11 protein-coding genes and 1 riboswitch are annotated in these 14,386 nt (G+C 68.3%); of the genes, 4 read left to right on the top strand and 7 right to left on the bottom strand.

Features of this window, described 5'->3' with window-relative positions; all coding sequences use genetic code 11:
• The first annotated feature begins 186 nt into the window (after positions 1 to 186).
• Together QMZ25_RS02125 and QMZ25_RS02120 are read left to right on the top strand one after the other, a co-directional pair.
• Positions 187 to 1,161 carry a Dyp-type peroxidase gene (locus QMZ25_RS02125; protein ID WP_283219049.1) on the top strand — a complete coding sequence of 325 codons (975 nt, stop codon included), beginning with the start codon at positions 187 to 189 and terminating at the stop codon, positions 1,159 to 1,161.
• Between the two features lie 73 nt (positions 1,162 to 1,234).
• The gene (locus QMZ25_RS02120) at positions 1,235 to 1,654 is read left to right on the top strand and encodes a hypothetical protein (RefSeq protein WP_283219048.1); all 420 of its coding nucleotides are present in this window, start codon (positions 1,235 to 1,237) and stop codon (positions 1,652 to 1,654) included.
• Positions 1,655 to 1,670: 16 nt separating this feature from the next.
• On the opposite strand, the gene pnuC is transcribed toward QMZ25_RS02120, so the two are convergent.
• The 5 genes from pnuC to QMZ25_RS02095 form a co-directional block, all read right to left on the bottom strand.
• The gene (gene pnuC / locus QMZ25_RS02115) at positions 1,671 to 2,243 is read right to left on the bottom strand and encodes a nicotinamide riboside transporter PnuC (RefSeq protein WP_053518445.1); all 573 of its coding nucleotides are present in this window, start codon (positions 2,241 to 2,243) and stop codon (positions 1,671 to 1,673) included.
• An 8-nt stretch (positions 2,244 to 2,251) separates the two neighbouring features.
• On the bottom strand, positions 2,252 to 4,441 hold the full coding sequence (locus tag QMZ25_RS02110) for a TonB-dependent siderophore receptor (RefSeq protein WP_283219047.1): 2,190 nt from the start codon (positions 4,439 to 4,441) through the stop codon (positions 2,252 to 2,254).
• 70 nt (positions 4,442 to 4,511) lie between these two features.
• A riboswitch (TPP riboswitch) is annotated at positions 4,512 to 4,606 on the bottom strand.
• A gap of 43 nt (positions 4,607 to 4,649) precedes the next feature.
• A complete protein-coding gene (locus tag QMZ25_RS02105; protein ID WP_283219046.1) occupies positions 4,650 to 5,774 on the bottom strand; it encodes a phosphotransferase in 1,125 nt (374 codons plus the stop codon).
• A gap of 123 nt (positions 5,775 to 5,897) precedes the next feature.
• The gene (locus QMZ25_RS02100; RefSeq protein ID WP_283219045.1) at positions 5,898 to 6,281 is read right to left on the bottom strand and encodes a glycine zipper 2TM domain-containing protein; all 384 of its coding nucleotides are present in this window, start codon (positions 6,279 to 6,281) and stop codon (positions 5,898 to 5,900) included.
• Positions 6,282 to 6,469: 188 nt separating this feature from the next.
• A complete protein-coding gene (locus QMZ25_RS02095) occupies positions 6,470 to 7,108 on the bottom strand; it encodes a response regulator transcription factor (protein WP_053518414.1) in 639 nt (212 codons plus the stop codon).
• Positions 7,109 to 7,183: 75 nt separating this feature from the next.
• On the opposite strand from QMZ25_RS02095, the gene QMZ25_RS02090 reads away from it, so the two are divergent.
• Entirely contained in the window at positions 7,184 to 10,786 is a 3,603-nt protein-coding gene (locus QMZ25_RS02090) for a transporter substrate-binding domain-containing protein (protein ID WP_283219044.1), read from the top strand.
• On the opposite strand, the gene QMZ25_RS02085 is transcribed toward QMZ25_RS02090, so the two are convergent.
• Positions 10,780 to 11,181 (bottom strand): c-type cytochrome, encoded by a 402-nt coding sequence (locus QMZ25_RS02085; protein WP_053518416.1) that lies wholly within the window; start codon positions 11,179 to 11,181, stop codon positions 10,780 to 10,782. The two genes, QMZ25_RS02090 and QMZ25_RS02085, sit on opposite strands and share 7 nt — an antisense overlap.
• Before the next feature lie 65 nt (positions 11,182 to 11,246).
• Positions 11,247 to 12,923, bottom strand: a complete 1,677-nt coding sequence (locus tag QMZ25_RS02080; protein ID WP_283219043.1) for an electron transfer flavoprotein-ubiquinone oxidoreductase — start codon at positions 12,921 to 12,923, stop codon at positions 11,247 to 11,249.
• Between the two features lie 257 nt (positions 12,924 to 13,180).
• Here QMZ25_RS02080 and QMZ25_RS02075 point away from each other — a divergent pair, with 257 nt between their 5' ends.
• Positions 13,181 to 14,344, top strand: coding sequence for an acyl-CoA dehydrogenase family protein (locus QMZ25_RS02075; RefSeq protein WP_057504116.1), 1,164 nt, complete (start codon positions 13,181 to 13,183; stop codon positions 14,342 to 14,344).
• The last annotated feature ends 42 nt before the right edge of the window (positions 14,345 to 14,386 follow it).

Raw genomic sequence — 14,386 nt, 5'->3', positions numbered from 1 at the left:
GTGACTCTCTCTCTCTCCCGCACGCCATCGAAGCCCGGCCTAGCGCCGGGCTTCACTTTTCTGCGCCCCAAGCGGCTGGCGCGCGACTGAGAACCGCTCCGTCGCAGCGGAAGCCGTTCCGCTATGATCGCCCGCACATCGCTGCACCATGCGCGATGCGCCCGCCTCAAGCCCGCAGGAACTGCCGTGAATTCCCAGCCCGCACCGATCACCGCCCTCAATCACACGCTCGACAACGAGCCGCAGCAGATCACTGCGCCGCTGACCCACTCGGCCGCCTTCCTGGTGCTGAAGGTGAAGGATGATGCGGACTCGATCGCGAAGGTACGCGACGTGCTGGCCAGCACCGATGACCTGATCAAGAACACGGCCATCCGCGAGATCGAACGGACCTTCACCTGCAATGTGGCGATCGGCCACCGTGTGTGGCAGCCGCTGGTTGGCAGCACGCCGCCGCGCGAACTGCATCCGTTCCGCGAGATCAAGGGCGCCACCCACACCGCGGTGTCGACCCCGGGCGATCTGCTGTACCACATCCGGGCACGCACGATGGACCTGATCGTGGCGTTCGAGCGCAACCTGCTGATGGCGTTCGGCGATGCGGTGGAGACGGTCGATGAGGTGGCCGGCTTCCGCTATTTCGACGGCCGCGACCTGCTCGATTTCGTTGACGGCACGGCCAATCCGGAAGGGTTGTCGCTGCCGGACGCCACGATCGTCGGCGACGAGGATCCCGCGCATGCCGGCGGCAGCTACGTGGTGGTGCAGAAGTACCTGCACAACCTCGACGCATGGCGCGCGCAGAAGACCGAGGTGCAGGAGGCGATCATCGGCCGCACCAAGCACGACAACACCGAGCTGGACGATGCGCCGGCCGACGTGCAGAAGTCGCACAAGACGCTGTGCACCATCGAGGACGCCGACGGCGAGCACGACATCCTGCGTGACAACATGCCCTTCGCCAATCCGGGGCGCGGTGAGTACGGTACGTACTTCATCGGCTACACGCGCCGCCTGTGGGTGATCGAGAAGATGCTCGAGCGCATGTTCATCGGCAACCCTGCGCCGCTGCATGACCGCATCCTGGACTTCTCCACCGCGATGACCGGCGTGACCTTCTTCGCGCCTTCGCGCAAGGTGCTGGCCGACCTGGGCGGGTGATGCCTGCCCGCCATCTGCCTGTCATCCGCGCCGTCGACGATGGAGCGCTGGACGACTGCATGAGGGTGCTGCCATGGAATCCGTACTTCGCGCCGACCGCCGCCGCTGGTGGCGACCGCTGGCGTCGCTGATCGGCCTTCTGGCGCTGGGCGGCGCCGGGGCCGTCTCGGCCGATGAGGCTCCACCGCACTGGATGGCCTACGCCGCCACGGCAGGCAGTGAGCTGCAGCAGCGCCTGCAGCAGGAGCAGGACCCGAAGGTGCAGCGCGTGCTGGCCTGGCTGCAGGCGCACCCACAGGTGCCCACGCCGCTGCCGGTCAGCCTCTGGATCGCAGTCGATGGCCGCATCGCGAAACTGGAATTCGACAGCCTCGGCGATGCGCAGGCGGACGCGGATCTGCGCGCGACGCTGCAGTCGGCGCCGCTGTCGTCGGCGCCACCGGGCGACATGCGCCAGCCGTTGCGGTTGGGGCTGGTGCTGCAGCCGAAGTGAGGTGTACCGCGCGGCACTACCGCGCCGGCAGCAGCTCGCGCTCCCGCGCCGCCGCACTCCAGGCGCGCAGGCCGAATACTGCCAGCCCCAGGAAGAACACATACAGCGCGGCCGTGACGTGCAGCGACTTGAACAGGTACGCGCCCACATAGACCACGTCCACCCCGATCCACACCCACCAGCACGCCACATGGCGGCGCGCCTGCCACCACTGGCCGACCAGGCTCAGGGCGGTCAGCATCGCGTCCAGCCATGGCAGCGCGGCATCGGTGAAGGTGTGCATGACCGTGCCCAGCGCCACGCCACCGCACAGGCCGATGATCAGGTCACGCAGCAGTTTCCCGCGCGCCAGGGGCACGATGCGGATGCTGCCCTCGTCGGCGGCGTGCTGGCGCCAGTTGATCCAGCCATAGACCAGGAAGCCGGCGAAGGCGACCTGCAGCAGCGTGTCGGAGTACAGCCTGGCCTCGGCGAACACCAGGCCGTACAGCGCCACCGACAGCAGGCCGACCGGCCACGCTGCCAGCCGCCGGCGCGCCATCAGCCATACGCCCAGCACGCTGCACAGCGCGGCGGTCCACTCGAGCATGGCGCCGCTCACAGCGCGAACGTCACCGACAGGCGTGCCTGTCGCGGTGCGCCGGGGAACAGGTAGTAGTCACCGCCGCTGCTGCCGGTGTCGCGCCAGTAGAAGCGGTTGAACACGTTGTCCACCGACAGGTTCCAGGTCACGGCGCGCTCATGCACGCGGTGGCGGAAGCGCAGGCCGGCATCGAACACCGAATAGTCCGGCGCACGCACGCCGCCGTCGGCACGGGCCACATTGGCGGCGGCATAGCGCCAGCCACCGGTGACATCCAGGCCCTGCACGAACGGCAGTGCGTAGGCCAGATGCACACTGGCGCGTACCTTCGGCACGTTCACCAGCTGATGGCCTTCCTGGCCCGGCGTGCCGGTATCGCGTGCCCGCGCCTGCAGCACGCTGGCGCTGGCGACGATCTGCAGCGCATCGGTCAGCTGGCCGTTGGCGGTCAGCTCCAGGCCGGTATGGGTCTGCGTGCCGCGCTCGACGAAGGTGTAACCGGCATCGCTGTCATCCGGCATGGCGTACTGGTAGGGCTGCGAGATGCGGAACAGCGCGGCGCCCAGGGTGAGCGACGCAGCTGGCACGTACTTGACGCCGGCTTCCAGCTGCCGTGACTGCACCGCCGGCAGGAAGGCATCGGCGTTGGAGGTCCAGAACGGTGCCTCCTGGCCCAGCGCAATGCCGCGCACATAACTGGCGTACGCATTGAGCTGGTCGGTGGCCTTCCATACCAGCGCGGTCTGCGGCAGGAAGCGCGACAGCCGGCTGTGCCGCTGCGGCGTGCCGCGCTTGTCGTACGCGCGCTCGTCCAGGCGGACGAAGCGGCCACCGGCCAGCCACTGCCAGTCATCGCCGAACTGCATGCGGTCCAGCGCGAACACGGCGGTCTGGCGGCTGTCCAGACGCCGTGCGGAGGGGCCGGGCATCAGCGGCGAGGGCTCGTACACCGGCACCTGCGTGTCGTGGATGTTGCTGCTGCCTACGTACTCGTTGACGCTCGGTCGCCTGTCCACCGTGCGGCGGAACGTGTCGGCGCCGACCGTCAGCTGGTGGCCGACGCTGCCGGTGTCGAAGCGGCCACGCAGCTCGGCGCGCGCCTGCTGGTTGCGGCGGGTATCGTCCGGACTGCGGTAGTCGTAGATGTCGTAGTCGCCGTTGGGGGCGAAGTAGTTGCCGGGCACGCTGCCATCAGCGCACGCGTCGGCGTAGTAGCAGCCATAGGCGAAGGCGACGTTGTCGTCGATCACCGAGCGGCTGTGGCCCACCGACAGCCGCGACTGCCAGCGCTGGTTGAAGTCGTAGGTGTGTACGGCGGTGATGTTGGTGCTGGCGATTTCCACCGGGCGCTGCCACGGCTGATAGCCCAGCAGGTGCTCGCGGTCGACGCCACGAGGCAGCTCCCGTGCGCCCAGCAGCTGGTAACCGGACACCGAGCGCTGCGAACTGGTCTGGTAGTTGGCGTCCACTTCCAGCTTGCCGCGCTCGCCGATCAGCCAGTCCGCTGCAAGCGAATAGAAGTTGCGGCGGCCGTCGGCATGCTCGACGTAGGACTCGCTGCCCTCCCAGGCGGCATTGAGGCGGATGCCGAAACGCGGCGTGATCCAGTGGCCGACATCGACGGCGGCATAGCGCGAGCCTTCCGAATCGGTGCCAAGGGTAGCCGTGCGCACTTCCGCCGGGCGCTTGCCGATGTAGTTGATGATGCCGCCGGGTGCCATCACCCCCGCGGCGAGGCCGGCTTCACCCTTCAGGATCTCCACCGCCTGCACGTTCTCCAGCGCCAGCCGCTGTTCGCCGGCGATGGCCAGGCCGTTGAAGCGGTAGCCGGTGGCGGCATCGAGCGCGAAGCCGCGGATGGCGACGTTCTGGTAGTAGCCCACTGGCGCGTAGGCATCACCGAGCGAGGCGTCATTGCTGGCCAGTTCGGACAACGAGCGCACCTGTCGACGGTCGAGGTAGTCGCGTTCGAGCACGTTCACCGAGGCCGGGGTGTCCTTCCAGGAGCCGGCGCCGAATGCACTGACCCGCGCGCTGTCGGCCGCCGGCCTGCCGGCCTGCACGCGGACCGCTGCCAGCTCGGTGGGCGAACGTTCGCCGCTGTCGGCTGCCAGGTCGGGGGAGGCTCCAGCCTCGCTGGCATGCAGTGGCAGCGCGGCACAGAGGGCGAGAGCGAGCAGGGTGGGACGCAGGCAGCGGTTCATTCGATTCGTCTTCGGACAACAGGGGAGACGAAGCGACGGCGCGCAGGTGCACCGGCCCGGAACGGGGGTGTGGCTGCGGCTCAAAGCTCCCTACGCCGGTGCAAACCGGATCAGGTTCCAAGGGACTCTCTCAGCCTGCAGATCCAGGCACCCCCGCTTCAGGCCGCTATTTCACTACAGATGGCAGGGATTTGCGAGCCGATGCCCTTCAGGCGGCGGCATGCAGCGCCTGCAGCAGGGCCTGGCCGGGTGCGCTGGCGAACCACGCGGCATGGCCCAGCATGAAGGGATACCAGGCGACATCGGCGTTCGCCGTCGAGCCGGTGATGCCTTCGAAGTACTCCACTTCGGACAGTGCGAAGTCGAAGTGGACCATCGGCAGCAGGTCCGCCAGCAGGTGCAGGCGGGTGGCCGACAACGGCAGCACTTCGCGGTAGCCGTCGAGCAGCGCCAGCGCGATGTCGATGCGCACCGCCTCATGGCCCCGCTCCAGCTCCAGCCAGGCCACGGCATTGCGCTCGATCGCGGTGGCCAGGTCGAACAGCGCGCTGGTGGGTGAGGTGAGGCCGAAATCCAGCACGGTGCTGACGTCGTCGCCGCGCCACAGCAGGTTGGACACATGCCAGTCGTTGTGCGCCCACAGCGGCGGCTCGGCGGACAGGCGCTTGGCCAGGCCGGCATGCCAGGGCAGGACGTCGCGGCGCAGCTGCGCCTGCCACGGAATCCGCGCCAGGTAGCGCGCCAGTCCCGGGCGGTCGGGAAGACCCGCTTCCAGCGCGCCGATGGGGTCGGCGGCGCGGATCAGCTCGTCGCGTGCCACCAGGACATGCGTGCTGCGCTGCGGGGCGTGGTAGCTGGCGGCGGCCTGATGCAGCCGGGCCAGCATGCGTCCGGCAGAGCGCGCCCGTGCGGTGTCCGTCAGCAGCGTCCAGGAGGCGGCGTCGCGGTACAGATCGTCACCCACCCCCGGCGAATGCAGTTCATAGGTCCAAGGCCCATGCTCGATGGCGCTGTCGCCTCCGGCGGTGGGCAGAACCTTCACCACCGGCACGCCGGCAGCGTCCAGATGGGCGATGAAGCGGTGCTCCTCCTGCAGGCAGGCGGCACTGCGCACGCTGCGGTGGTGGCGCTTGATGAACACCCGGCCGCGGGCACCTTCGGCCAGCGCGGCGGCCGACAACGGCCGGGGGCTGTGCCAACGCAGGGCGCTGTCCGCGTCCAGCACCGGATAACGGCGGGCCAGCCAGGCAACCTCGGCTGCATCGATCGCGGGCCAGTCGGCAGCGACCTCATCGTTGTTGAGGCCCTGCACGCGGTGGGCGGTGGAGGTCATGCGGGGGCCGGGGGCAAAGGAGTCATCCAGGGCTGCGCATTCAACGCCATGGACGGCCCGGACGCAAACGGGCGGGTCATCGACCCGCCCGTTGCCGGTGATGCCGGGCAGTGCCGGCGAGGGTTACCAGCTGCGGTGGCGACCGCGGTCGTGGTAGTAGCGGCGGTCGCTGTCGCGCCAGCGGCGGTCATGACCGCGGTCCCGATAGCCATAGCCCCGGTCGTAGCCGCGCTGGTAGCCGCGGTCGTAGCGGCGGTCATAACGACGGTCGTGGCGGTCCGGGGTGGTCAGGTTGCCGATCGCGCCGCCGGCCACGGCACCGCCGACGGTGGCGGCCGGATCGCCATTGGAGATCAGGTGGCCGGCGACGCCGCCCACCACCGCACCGACGACGGTGCGCTTGTCCTTCCTCGACATGGCGCTGGCGTCGCTGACCACGGCGACACCGGCCAGCAGGGCCAGGGCCATCGCCACGCCACGGAAGCTGAGAGCGGAAGTACTGAGCATGTTCGGTTCTCCTGTAGGGGCATGCCACGGTGGGCAGGGAGGGCGCGGGCGCCCTGGCTGCCGTAGTGACCACGCTGGCGCCCGGAGATTGCCGGAACATTGCGTGGGCCACTGGGCGGCGTGCGTATTCATCTAGCGTCAGGCGGCATGAAGCCTGCCTGAAAGTTCAACGGCTGGATGGACAGGATTCAGATTTTGCCGTCACGCAGATAGTCGAACAGCTCCGCATCGCCTTTCAGGCCCAGCTTCAGCATCGCATCGCCCTTCTGCCGGCTGATGGTGCTGACGCTCTTGTGCAGCTGCACCGAGATCTCCTTCACCGTCATGCCGGTGCCGAGCAACCTCAGCACCTCCAGTTCGCGCGGCGACAGCGGTTTGCCGTCGCCTTCGCGCATGCGCCAGCTGCCGGCGGCCTCGACCCGCTCGCGCAGGCTGCGGCTGATATAGAGCTGGCCGCGGTTCACCGCCTGGATCGCCTGCGGCAGCTCGTCCATCGACGAACTCTTGTCGACCAGGCCGAGCACGCCGCTGTCGAGCACCATGCGCAGGATCGCCAGGTTGCTGGAAACGCTGAGCATCAGCACCTTGAGGTCGGGATGGCGGCGCCGGATCATGCCGATCATGGCGAAGCCATCGGCCTGGGGACTGCCGGGCATCGAATAGTCGGTGACCAGCAGGTCGCATGGCTGGCTGGTCAGCAGCGCCATCAGCGCCTGGGCGCTGTCGGCTTCACCGACGACCTGGCCAACGCCGCTGGACTCGATGACGGCGCGGGTTCCGATACGGACCACGGGGTGGTCGTCTGCGATGATGATGCGCAAGCTCATGCTCTAGTATGACCACCGGGCACGCCGGACCGCGACCATCGCGGCTCCTGGCAGGATTCTAGGAGATCAACGCCGATGCGTAGCTGGGCTGTTCGCGGGCGGGTCCTGCTGCTGGCCATGTTGGGTCCTGCCGTCGCTTGGGCGCAACTCGCGCCCGGCCCATTGCCGTTAAGTCCCCTGCAACGCGAATACCTGACCGCGCACCCTCGCATCGTCGTCGGGCAGTATGACAGCGGTTGGCCCCCTTTCGAGTCGATCCACGAAGGCCAGCAGGTCGGCCTGGGACCGGACTACTTGTCGCTTTTGGCTCGTCGTTTGGGCGTGAAAGTCGAGGCACGCCGCTATCCGGACTGGACATCCGTGCTGGACGCGGCATGCCGGGGCGAGATCGATGTGGTCATGAACATCGGCCTGAGTGCCGACCGAACCCGTTGCATGGTCTACACCTCGGCCTATGTCGAAGCGCCGCTGGCGGTGGTCGGACGACCTGGAGACCTGCGTGCTTCGGAGATGCCGGATCTTGACGGACTGCGCGTCGTGATCGAGCAGGATTTCCTGACCGCACCGCAGGTGCGTGCACGATTTCCACGCGCTCGACAACTTGTCGCAAATGGCACTTTGGCGGCGTTGCAGATGGTCAGAGACGACAAGGCCGACGTCTATATCGGTAATGCCTATGTCGCCACCGAGCTGATCGCGGCCCATCAGCTGAAGGGAGTGGTGCTGCTGCGGCCCAGCGATCTGCCGCCGGAGCGGGCGCACTTCGGCGTCCCCAACAGCAAGCAACCGCTGGCCGAGGCACTGGATCTTGCGCTGGCTGCCACCAGCCAGGCGCAGCGGGACGCGCTGGCCCAGCGCTGGCTGCGGCCTCCGGAATGGTCCGCGTCGGCGCAGCTGGCCCTGAGCCAGGCCGAAAAGCGCGTGCTGCAGCAGCCGTTGAAGATCACCTTCGCGCCCAATGCCGCGCCGCTTTCGTTCACCGACGACGACGGCCAGCCCAGCGGCCTGACCAGCGAGTACCTGCGGCGGCTGATCCAGGTCGGCGCCAACCTGGAGGTGGAAACCAGCCACGACTGGTTCGAGGTGCGCGAGAAGGCGCTGCAGGGTGAGGTGCAGGCGGTGATGGGCATTCCCACCGATTCGCGCTACCTGGGGCCGGACTGGGTGTTCAGCCAGCCCTTCATCAGCGTGCCGAGCGTGATCGTCGGCACGCGCGACAGCCCGGCGATCCTGGGGCTGGCCGATCTGCAGGGCAAGCGCGTGCTGCTGTCCGACCCGGAACGCCTGCGCGGCTACGTGCTGCAGCAGGCGCCACGGGCAAAGATCATTCCCGCGCGCAGTGGCGAGCAGGCGTTGCAGCGATTGGCCAATGGCGAGGCCGATGCCTACGTGGGCAACCTGGTCCTGGTCGATCACCTGTTGCGCAACCGCTTCCCGGGCCGTCTGCAGATCCTTGCGCCGGCCGGATTCGGCGACCAGCTGGCGCTGGCTGTCGACCGTCGCCATGCCGCCCTGGCGACCACCTTCGACCGCCTGCTGCTGCAGATGTCACCGCGGGAGCATGAGGCGCTGCGGGGCGACTGGCTGGCCGTGGAGTATCGCAGTGGCGTGGACTGGGACGCCGTGCTGCATTGGGGGCTTCCGCTGCTGCTGGTGCTGCTGACCGGGGCGGTGGTGCATGGCGTCGGTCACTGGCGGCTGCGCCGGGAGGTGGCCGGTCGCCGCCATCTGGAGCAGCGCCTGGCCGAGGTCACCGACAATCTGCCTGCGGTGGTCTACCAGGCACGTCGCGACGCGGACGGCAGCCTGGCCTTCCCCTTCATCGCCGGCGACCTGCAGGCACTGTTCGGCATTCCGCGGCAGCGTGCCGAGCAGGATGCGCAGGCGCTGCTGGCGCGGATCGAGGACACCGACCGCCAGGCCGTGCTGCAGGCCATCGACCAGGCGGCCCGCCAGTTCGCGCCGCTGGCCTTCGAGTTCCGCCTGCTGCCGGGTGATGACGGCACGCCCGCGCGCTGGGTACGCAGCCAGGCTCACCCTTACGCCACCGAGGCCGGCGCCGTCACCTGGAGCGGCTACTGGGTGGACGTGACCCAGGCACGCGCACAGGCCGATGCGCTGGCGGCGGCCAAGATCGAGGCGGAACAGGCGGCCGAGGCCAAATCACGCTTCCTGGCCACGATGAGTCATGAGATCCGCACGCCGATGAGCGGTGTACTGGGCATGCTGGAAGTGCTGGCGCACTCGCCGCTGGATGCAGAACAGCAGCGCATCCTTGCCGTGATCGAGGATTCTGCGCAGATGCTGCGGCAGATCCTCGATGACATCCTCGACTACTCGCGCATCGAAGCCGGCGCGCTGCGCCTGGAACCGGTGCCATTGTCACTGCGGACCCTGCTGGAAGGCGTGTGCCGGCTGATGTCGGCGCAGGCCAGCGCGCGTGGCCTGGCCCTGCACGTGCAGATCGATCCGCAGCTTGCTCCGGCGCATGAAGTGGATGGCGTGCGCCTGCGGCAGATCGTCTTCAACCTGCTCAGCAATGCCATCAAGTTCACCGCGCAGGGCGATGTGTGGCTGCGGCTGGAGGTGCTCGGGCCGACTGCCGCCGATGGCAGCCAGCCGTTGTGCCTGAGCGTCATCGATACCGGCATGGGCATTGCGCCGGAACAGCTGCAGCACCTGTTCGCGCCGTTCACCCAGGCTGGTGCGTACATCCAGCGCGACCATGGCGGAACCGGCCTGGGCCTGAGCATCTGCCAGCGGCTGGTGCAGATGATGGACGGCACGTTGACCCTGCAGAGCACGCTCGGCGAGGGCACCCGCGCGGAGGTCCGTCTTTCGCTGGTGGAAGCCGGCATCGAGGACGTCGCCGTGCTGGCGAGCGAGCACGAGCAGGCGGCGCTGCTGCCGACCGCGCTGCGCCAGAGCCGCGTGCTGGTGATCGAGGATCATCCGACCAACCAGGCGATGATGGCCTGGCGGCTGCAGCAGCTGGGCCTTCCGCACGTGCTGGTGAGTGATGGCCAGCAGGCGCTGGACCGGTTGGCGTCGGAACGCTTCGACCTGGTGATCACCGATTGCCGCATGCCGGTTCTCGATGGCTTTGCGTTCACCCGCCTGCTGCGCGAGCGCGAAGGCCGCCAGGGCCAGGCGCGCATGCCGGTACTGGCATTGACGGCCAGCGTGCTGGACGACGACGCGCGACGTTGCCGCGAGGCCGGCATGGATGAGGTGCTGGCCAAGCCTTTGTCGCTGGCTACGCTGCGCGCGGCGTTGATGCGATGGCTGCCGCAGGCGTCCGTGGCACCGGAGGCGACCGCCGAGTCGTCCGCAGCGGTGGAGGGCGACGCATCGCTGGACCTGGCGGGCCTGCAGCGGCGCTTCGGTTCGCATGCGGTCGCCGTGCAGCTGGCCGCCACCCTGCTGCAGGCCAGCGAGGTGGATATCGCGGCCGTGCAGCGTGCGGTGCAGGCCGGCGACCGCGAGGCCGCCGCCCTGCACCTGCATCGCCAGGCCGGGGGGCTCGGGGCGGTGGGTGCGCATGCGCTGGCAACGCAGGCCAATGCCCTGGTCGAACGCCTGGAAGACGCCGGAGAAGTGGACAGCGCGCCGTTGTTCGCCGAAGTCCAGGCGTTCCTGTCACGCCTGCAGCAGCAGCTGCAGGGGCTGTCTCACTGAGCGGACTGCTGCTGCAGGTAAGCGATCACCAGCGCACGTCGTTCGGCGCTGGGAAACGCGTTGTACATGCGCGTGCCGGGCACCTGCTGCGTTGGTGACTGCAGGAAGGCATCCAGGGTCTGCGCGGTCCAGACGATGTCGGCCCGGCGCATGCCCTGCGAATAGCCATAGTCGGGCAGGCTGCCAGCGCGGCGTCCGATCACACCGTGCAGGTTGGGGCCGAACCGGTGGATGCCACCGGCCTGCACCGTGTGGCAGCCCGCACACAGTTCGAATGCGCGCTGCATCGCCTGTTGTCGCGCCTGCTCAGGCGTGGCCGGTGGCGTGGCCGTGCGCTGGCAGCCGCTGCACGCCAGCAGCAGGACGAGGGCAGGGAGCAGACGGAAGGCACGCATGGGCGGAGAGGATAGCCGTGGCCGCCGTGGGCCGGGCTGCGACACGCGGTCGCAGCCCGCTGCGGTCACATGCCCGAGTAGTTCGGGCCGCCGCCGCCCTGGGGGGTCACCCAGACGATGTTCTGGGTGGGATCCTTGATGTCGCAGGTCTTGCAGTGCACGCAGTTCTGCGCGTTGATCTGCAGGCGTGCGTTGTCGGCTTCGCCAACGAACTCGTACACGCCGGCCGGGCAGTAGCGCGCTTCCGGGCCGGCGTACTCGGCCAGGTTCACCTTCACCGGAATGCTCGGGTCCTTCAGGGTCAGGTGGCTGGGCTGGTTCTCGTCGTGGTTGGTGCTGCTCAGGAACACCGAGCTGAGACGATCGAAGGTCAGCACCCCGTCCGGCTTCGGGTAGCTGATGCGGGTGTGCTGGGCCGCCGGCTCCAGGCAGGCGTGGTCCGGCTGCGTACGGTGCAGCGTCCACGGCGGGTTGCGCACGCCCAGCTTGGGCAGCAGCCACTGCTCCACACCGGTCATCAGCGTGGCCACGGTCTGGCCCTTCTTGAACCACTGCTTGAAGTTCTTTGCCTGCTGCAGTTCGGTGAACAGCCAGCTGGCTTCGAAGGCCTGCGGATAGGCGCTCAGTTCATCGTGCTGGCGATCGGCGGCCAGCGCGTCGAACGCGGCGTCGGCGCACAGCATGCCGGTCTTGATCGCGGCGTGGCTGCCCTTGATGCGGCTGGCGTTGAGATAACCGGCCTCGCAACCGACCAGCGCGCCACCGGGGAACACCGTCTTCGGCAGCGACAGCAGGCCGCCGGCGGTGATCGCACGCGCGCCGTAGCCGATGCGGGTACCGCCTTCCAGATGCTTGCGGATATCCGGATGGGTCTTGAAGCGCTGGAATTCCTCGAACGGGCTCAGCCAGGGGTTCTTGTAGTCCAGGCCGACCACGTAGCCGATGGCGACCTTGCCGCCGTCGGCGTGGTAGAGGAACGCGCCGCCGTAGGTGTCGCTGTCCAGCGGCCAGCCGGCGGCGTGCACCACCAGGCCCGGCTCATGCCTGGCCGGGTCGATCTGCCACAGTTCCTTGATGCCGATGCCGTAGGCCTGCGGGTCCTTGCCTTCGTCCAGCTTGTAGCGGGCGATCAGCTGGCGGCCGAGGTGGCCGCGCGCGCCTTCGGCGAAGACCGTGTACTTGGCGTGCAGTGCCATGCCGCGCTCGAAGGCCGGGCCGATGCTGCCGTCCTTCTCGATGCCCATGTCGCCGGTGGCCACGCCGATCACTTCGCCGGTGTCGCCGTACAGCACCTCGGCGGCGGCGAAGCCGGGGAAGATCGCCACTTCCAGCGCCTCGGCCTGCTGCGCCAGCCAGCGGGTCACTTCGCCCAGGCTGATGATGTAGTTGCCTTCGTTGTGGAAGCACTCCGGCAGCAGCGCATTGGGCGTGCTGCGCGACCCGGTCTCGCTGAGGAACAGGAACTCGTCGCGGGTGACCTTCTGCTTCAGCGGTGCGCCGCGTTCGGCCCAGTCCGGGAACAGTTCGGTCAGGGCGCGCGGGTCCATCACCGCACCGGACAGAACATGTGCACCGGGCTCGGAGCCCTTCTCCAGCACGCACACCGACAGTTCGCGGCCGGCTTCGATCGCACGCTGGCGCAGGCGGATCGCGGTGGCCAGCCCGGCTGGGCCGGCACCGACGATCACCACGTCGAACTCCATTACTTCACGCGGGGGCAGGGCGTTGGCTTCAGCGCTCATCGATTGCATGACTCGTGGGTAGTGCCGGTAGCAGGGCCACCGGCGGTTGCCTGGAAATCGCGCGTGCAGCCACGGCGAAACGGTTGTTTGAATGTGTCAGGGTACCGGGACGGGCGTGATCGAGCTAGATAGACGCCGTTCACCGCACGATTGCTGCAGCGCAGCGTAGTGCCTCAGCCCTGGTGGGGGCTAACCCTGGTCGGCACGCGCTGCCCGGATGACCGACAATGGCCGGGTCCTGACTGCGTGTGAGTGCCATGGCTTTGCATCCGTACGATCTGTTCGATGTCCGTTCCCTGCTCAACGAGGAAGAGCGTGCGGTGCAGGAGAGTGTCGCCCGCTTCACCAACGAGCGCGTGCTGCCGATCATCGGCGATGCCTTCGACCAGGCCCGTTTTCCGTCTGAACTGGTGCCGGAGATCGCGTCACTGGGCCTGCTGGGTGCAACGCTGCCGACCGAGTACGGCGGCGGTGGCCTCGGCGCGGTCAGCTACGGCCTGATCTGCCAGGAGCTGGAGCGCGGCGATTCGGGCCTGCGCAGCTTCGTCTCGGTGCAAAGCTCGCTGTGCATGTACCCGATCTACGCCTATGGCAGCGAGGAACAGCGCCAGCAGTGGCTGCCGGCGATGGCGCGCGGCGAACTGATCGGCTGCTTCGGCCTGACCGAGGCGCACGGTGGGTCCGACCCGGCCAGCATGAAGACCCGAGCGGTACGCGACGGCAGCGACTGGCGCATCAGCGGCAGCAAGATGTGGATCACCAGCGGCCCGGTGGCCGACCTGGCCATCGTCTGGGCACAGACCGAGGACGGCATCCAGGGCTTCGTGCTGGAGAAGGGCATGGCCGGTTTCACCACGCAGGAAATCAAGCACAAGATGAGCCTGCGCGCCTCGTTGACCGGCGCGCTGTTCTTCGACGATGTGCGCGTGCCCGACAGCCACCGCCTGCCGAACGTGAAGGGCCTGAAGGGGCCGCTCGGGTGCCTGACCCAGGCGCGTTACGGGATCAGCTGGGGCCCGATCGGCGCGGCCATCGCCTGCCTGGATGAAGCGCTGGGCTACGCCAAGGAGCGCGTGCTGTTCGGCCGCCCGCTGGCCGCCACCCAGAGCGCGCAGATCAAGCTGGCGGAAATGGCCCGCCGCATCACCACCGCCCAGCTGCTGGCCCTGCAACTGGGCCGGCTGAAGGAAGCCGGCCAGCTGCAGCCGCAGCAGGTCAGCCTGGCCAAGTGGAACAACTGCCGCATGGCCATCGACATCGCCCGCGAGTGTCGCGATCTGCTCGGTGGGGCTGGCATCACCACCGAACACGTGGCGATCCGGCACGCGCTGAACCTGGAATCGGTGATCACCTATGAAGGCACCGAGACCGTGCACCAGCTGGTGATCGGCCGCGAACTGACCGGCATCAACGCGTTCTGACAGCGGGTTCCAGTGGGTGCCAACCTTGGTCGGCACATTTCT

The organism is Stenotrophomonas sp. RS-48, from assembly GCF_030053245.1.
Taxonomy (GTDB): domain Bacteria; phylum Pseudomonadota; class Gammaproteobacteria; order Xanthomonadales; family Xanthomonadaceae; genus Stenotrophomonas; species Stenotrophomonas maltophilia_P.
The sequence above is the reverse complement of the archived record's forward strand: the minus strand, read 5'-3'. Positions and strand labels throughout refer to the sequence as shown.

What these genes read in the sequence shown, in the direction of transcription:
- QMZ25_RS02120 (WP_283219048.1), top strand. Translation starts at nt 1,235, where the DNA reads ATGGAATCCGTACTTCGCGCCGACCGCCGCCGCTGGTGGCGACCGCTG.
- pnuC (WP_053518445.1), bottom strand. Translation starts at nt 2,243, where the DNA reads ATGCTCGAGTGGACCGCCGCGCTGTGCAGCGTGCTGGGCGTATGGCTG.
- QMZ25_RS02110 (WP_283219047.1), bottom strand. Translation starts at nt 4,441, where the DNA reads ATGAACCGCTGCCTGCGTCCCACCCTGCTCGCTCTCGCCCTCTGTGCC.
- QMZ25_RS02105 (WP_283219046.1), bottom strand. Translation starts at nt 5,774, where the DNA reads ATGACCTCCACCGCCCACCGCGTGCAGGGCCTCAACAACGATGAGGTC.
- QMZ25_RS02100 (WP_283219045.1), bottom strand. Translation starts at nt 6,281, where the DNA reads ATGCTCAGTACTTCCGCTCTCAGCTTCCGTGGCGTGGCGATGGCCCTG.
- QMZ25_RS02095 (WP_053518414.1), bottom strand. Translation starts at nt 7,108, where the DNA reads ATGAGCTTGCGCATCATCATCGCAGACGACCACCCCGTGGTCCGTATC.
- QMZ25_RS02090 (WP_283219044.1), top strand. Translation starts at nt 7,184, where the DNA reads ATGCGTAGCTGGGCTGTTCGCGGGCGGGTCCTGCTGCTGGCCATGTTG.
- QMZ25_RS02085 (WP_053518416.1), bottom strand. Translation starts at nt 11,181, where the DNA reads ATGCGTGCCTTCCGTCTGCTCCCTGCCCTCGTCCTGCTGCTGGCGTGC.
- QMZ25_RS02080 (WP_283219043.1), bottom strand. Translation starts at nt 12,923, where the DNA reads ATGAGCGCTGAAGCCAACGCCCTGCCCCCGCGTGAAGTAATGGAGTTC.
- QMZ25_RS02075 (WP_057504116.1), top strand. Translation starts at nt 13,181, where the DNA reads ATGGCTTTGCATCCGTACGATCTGTTCGATGTCCGTTCCCTGCTCAAC.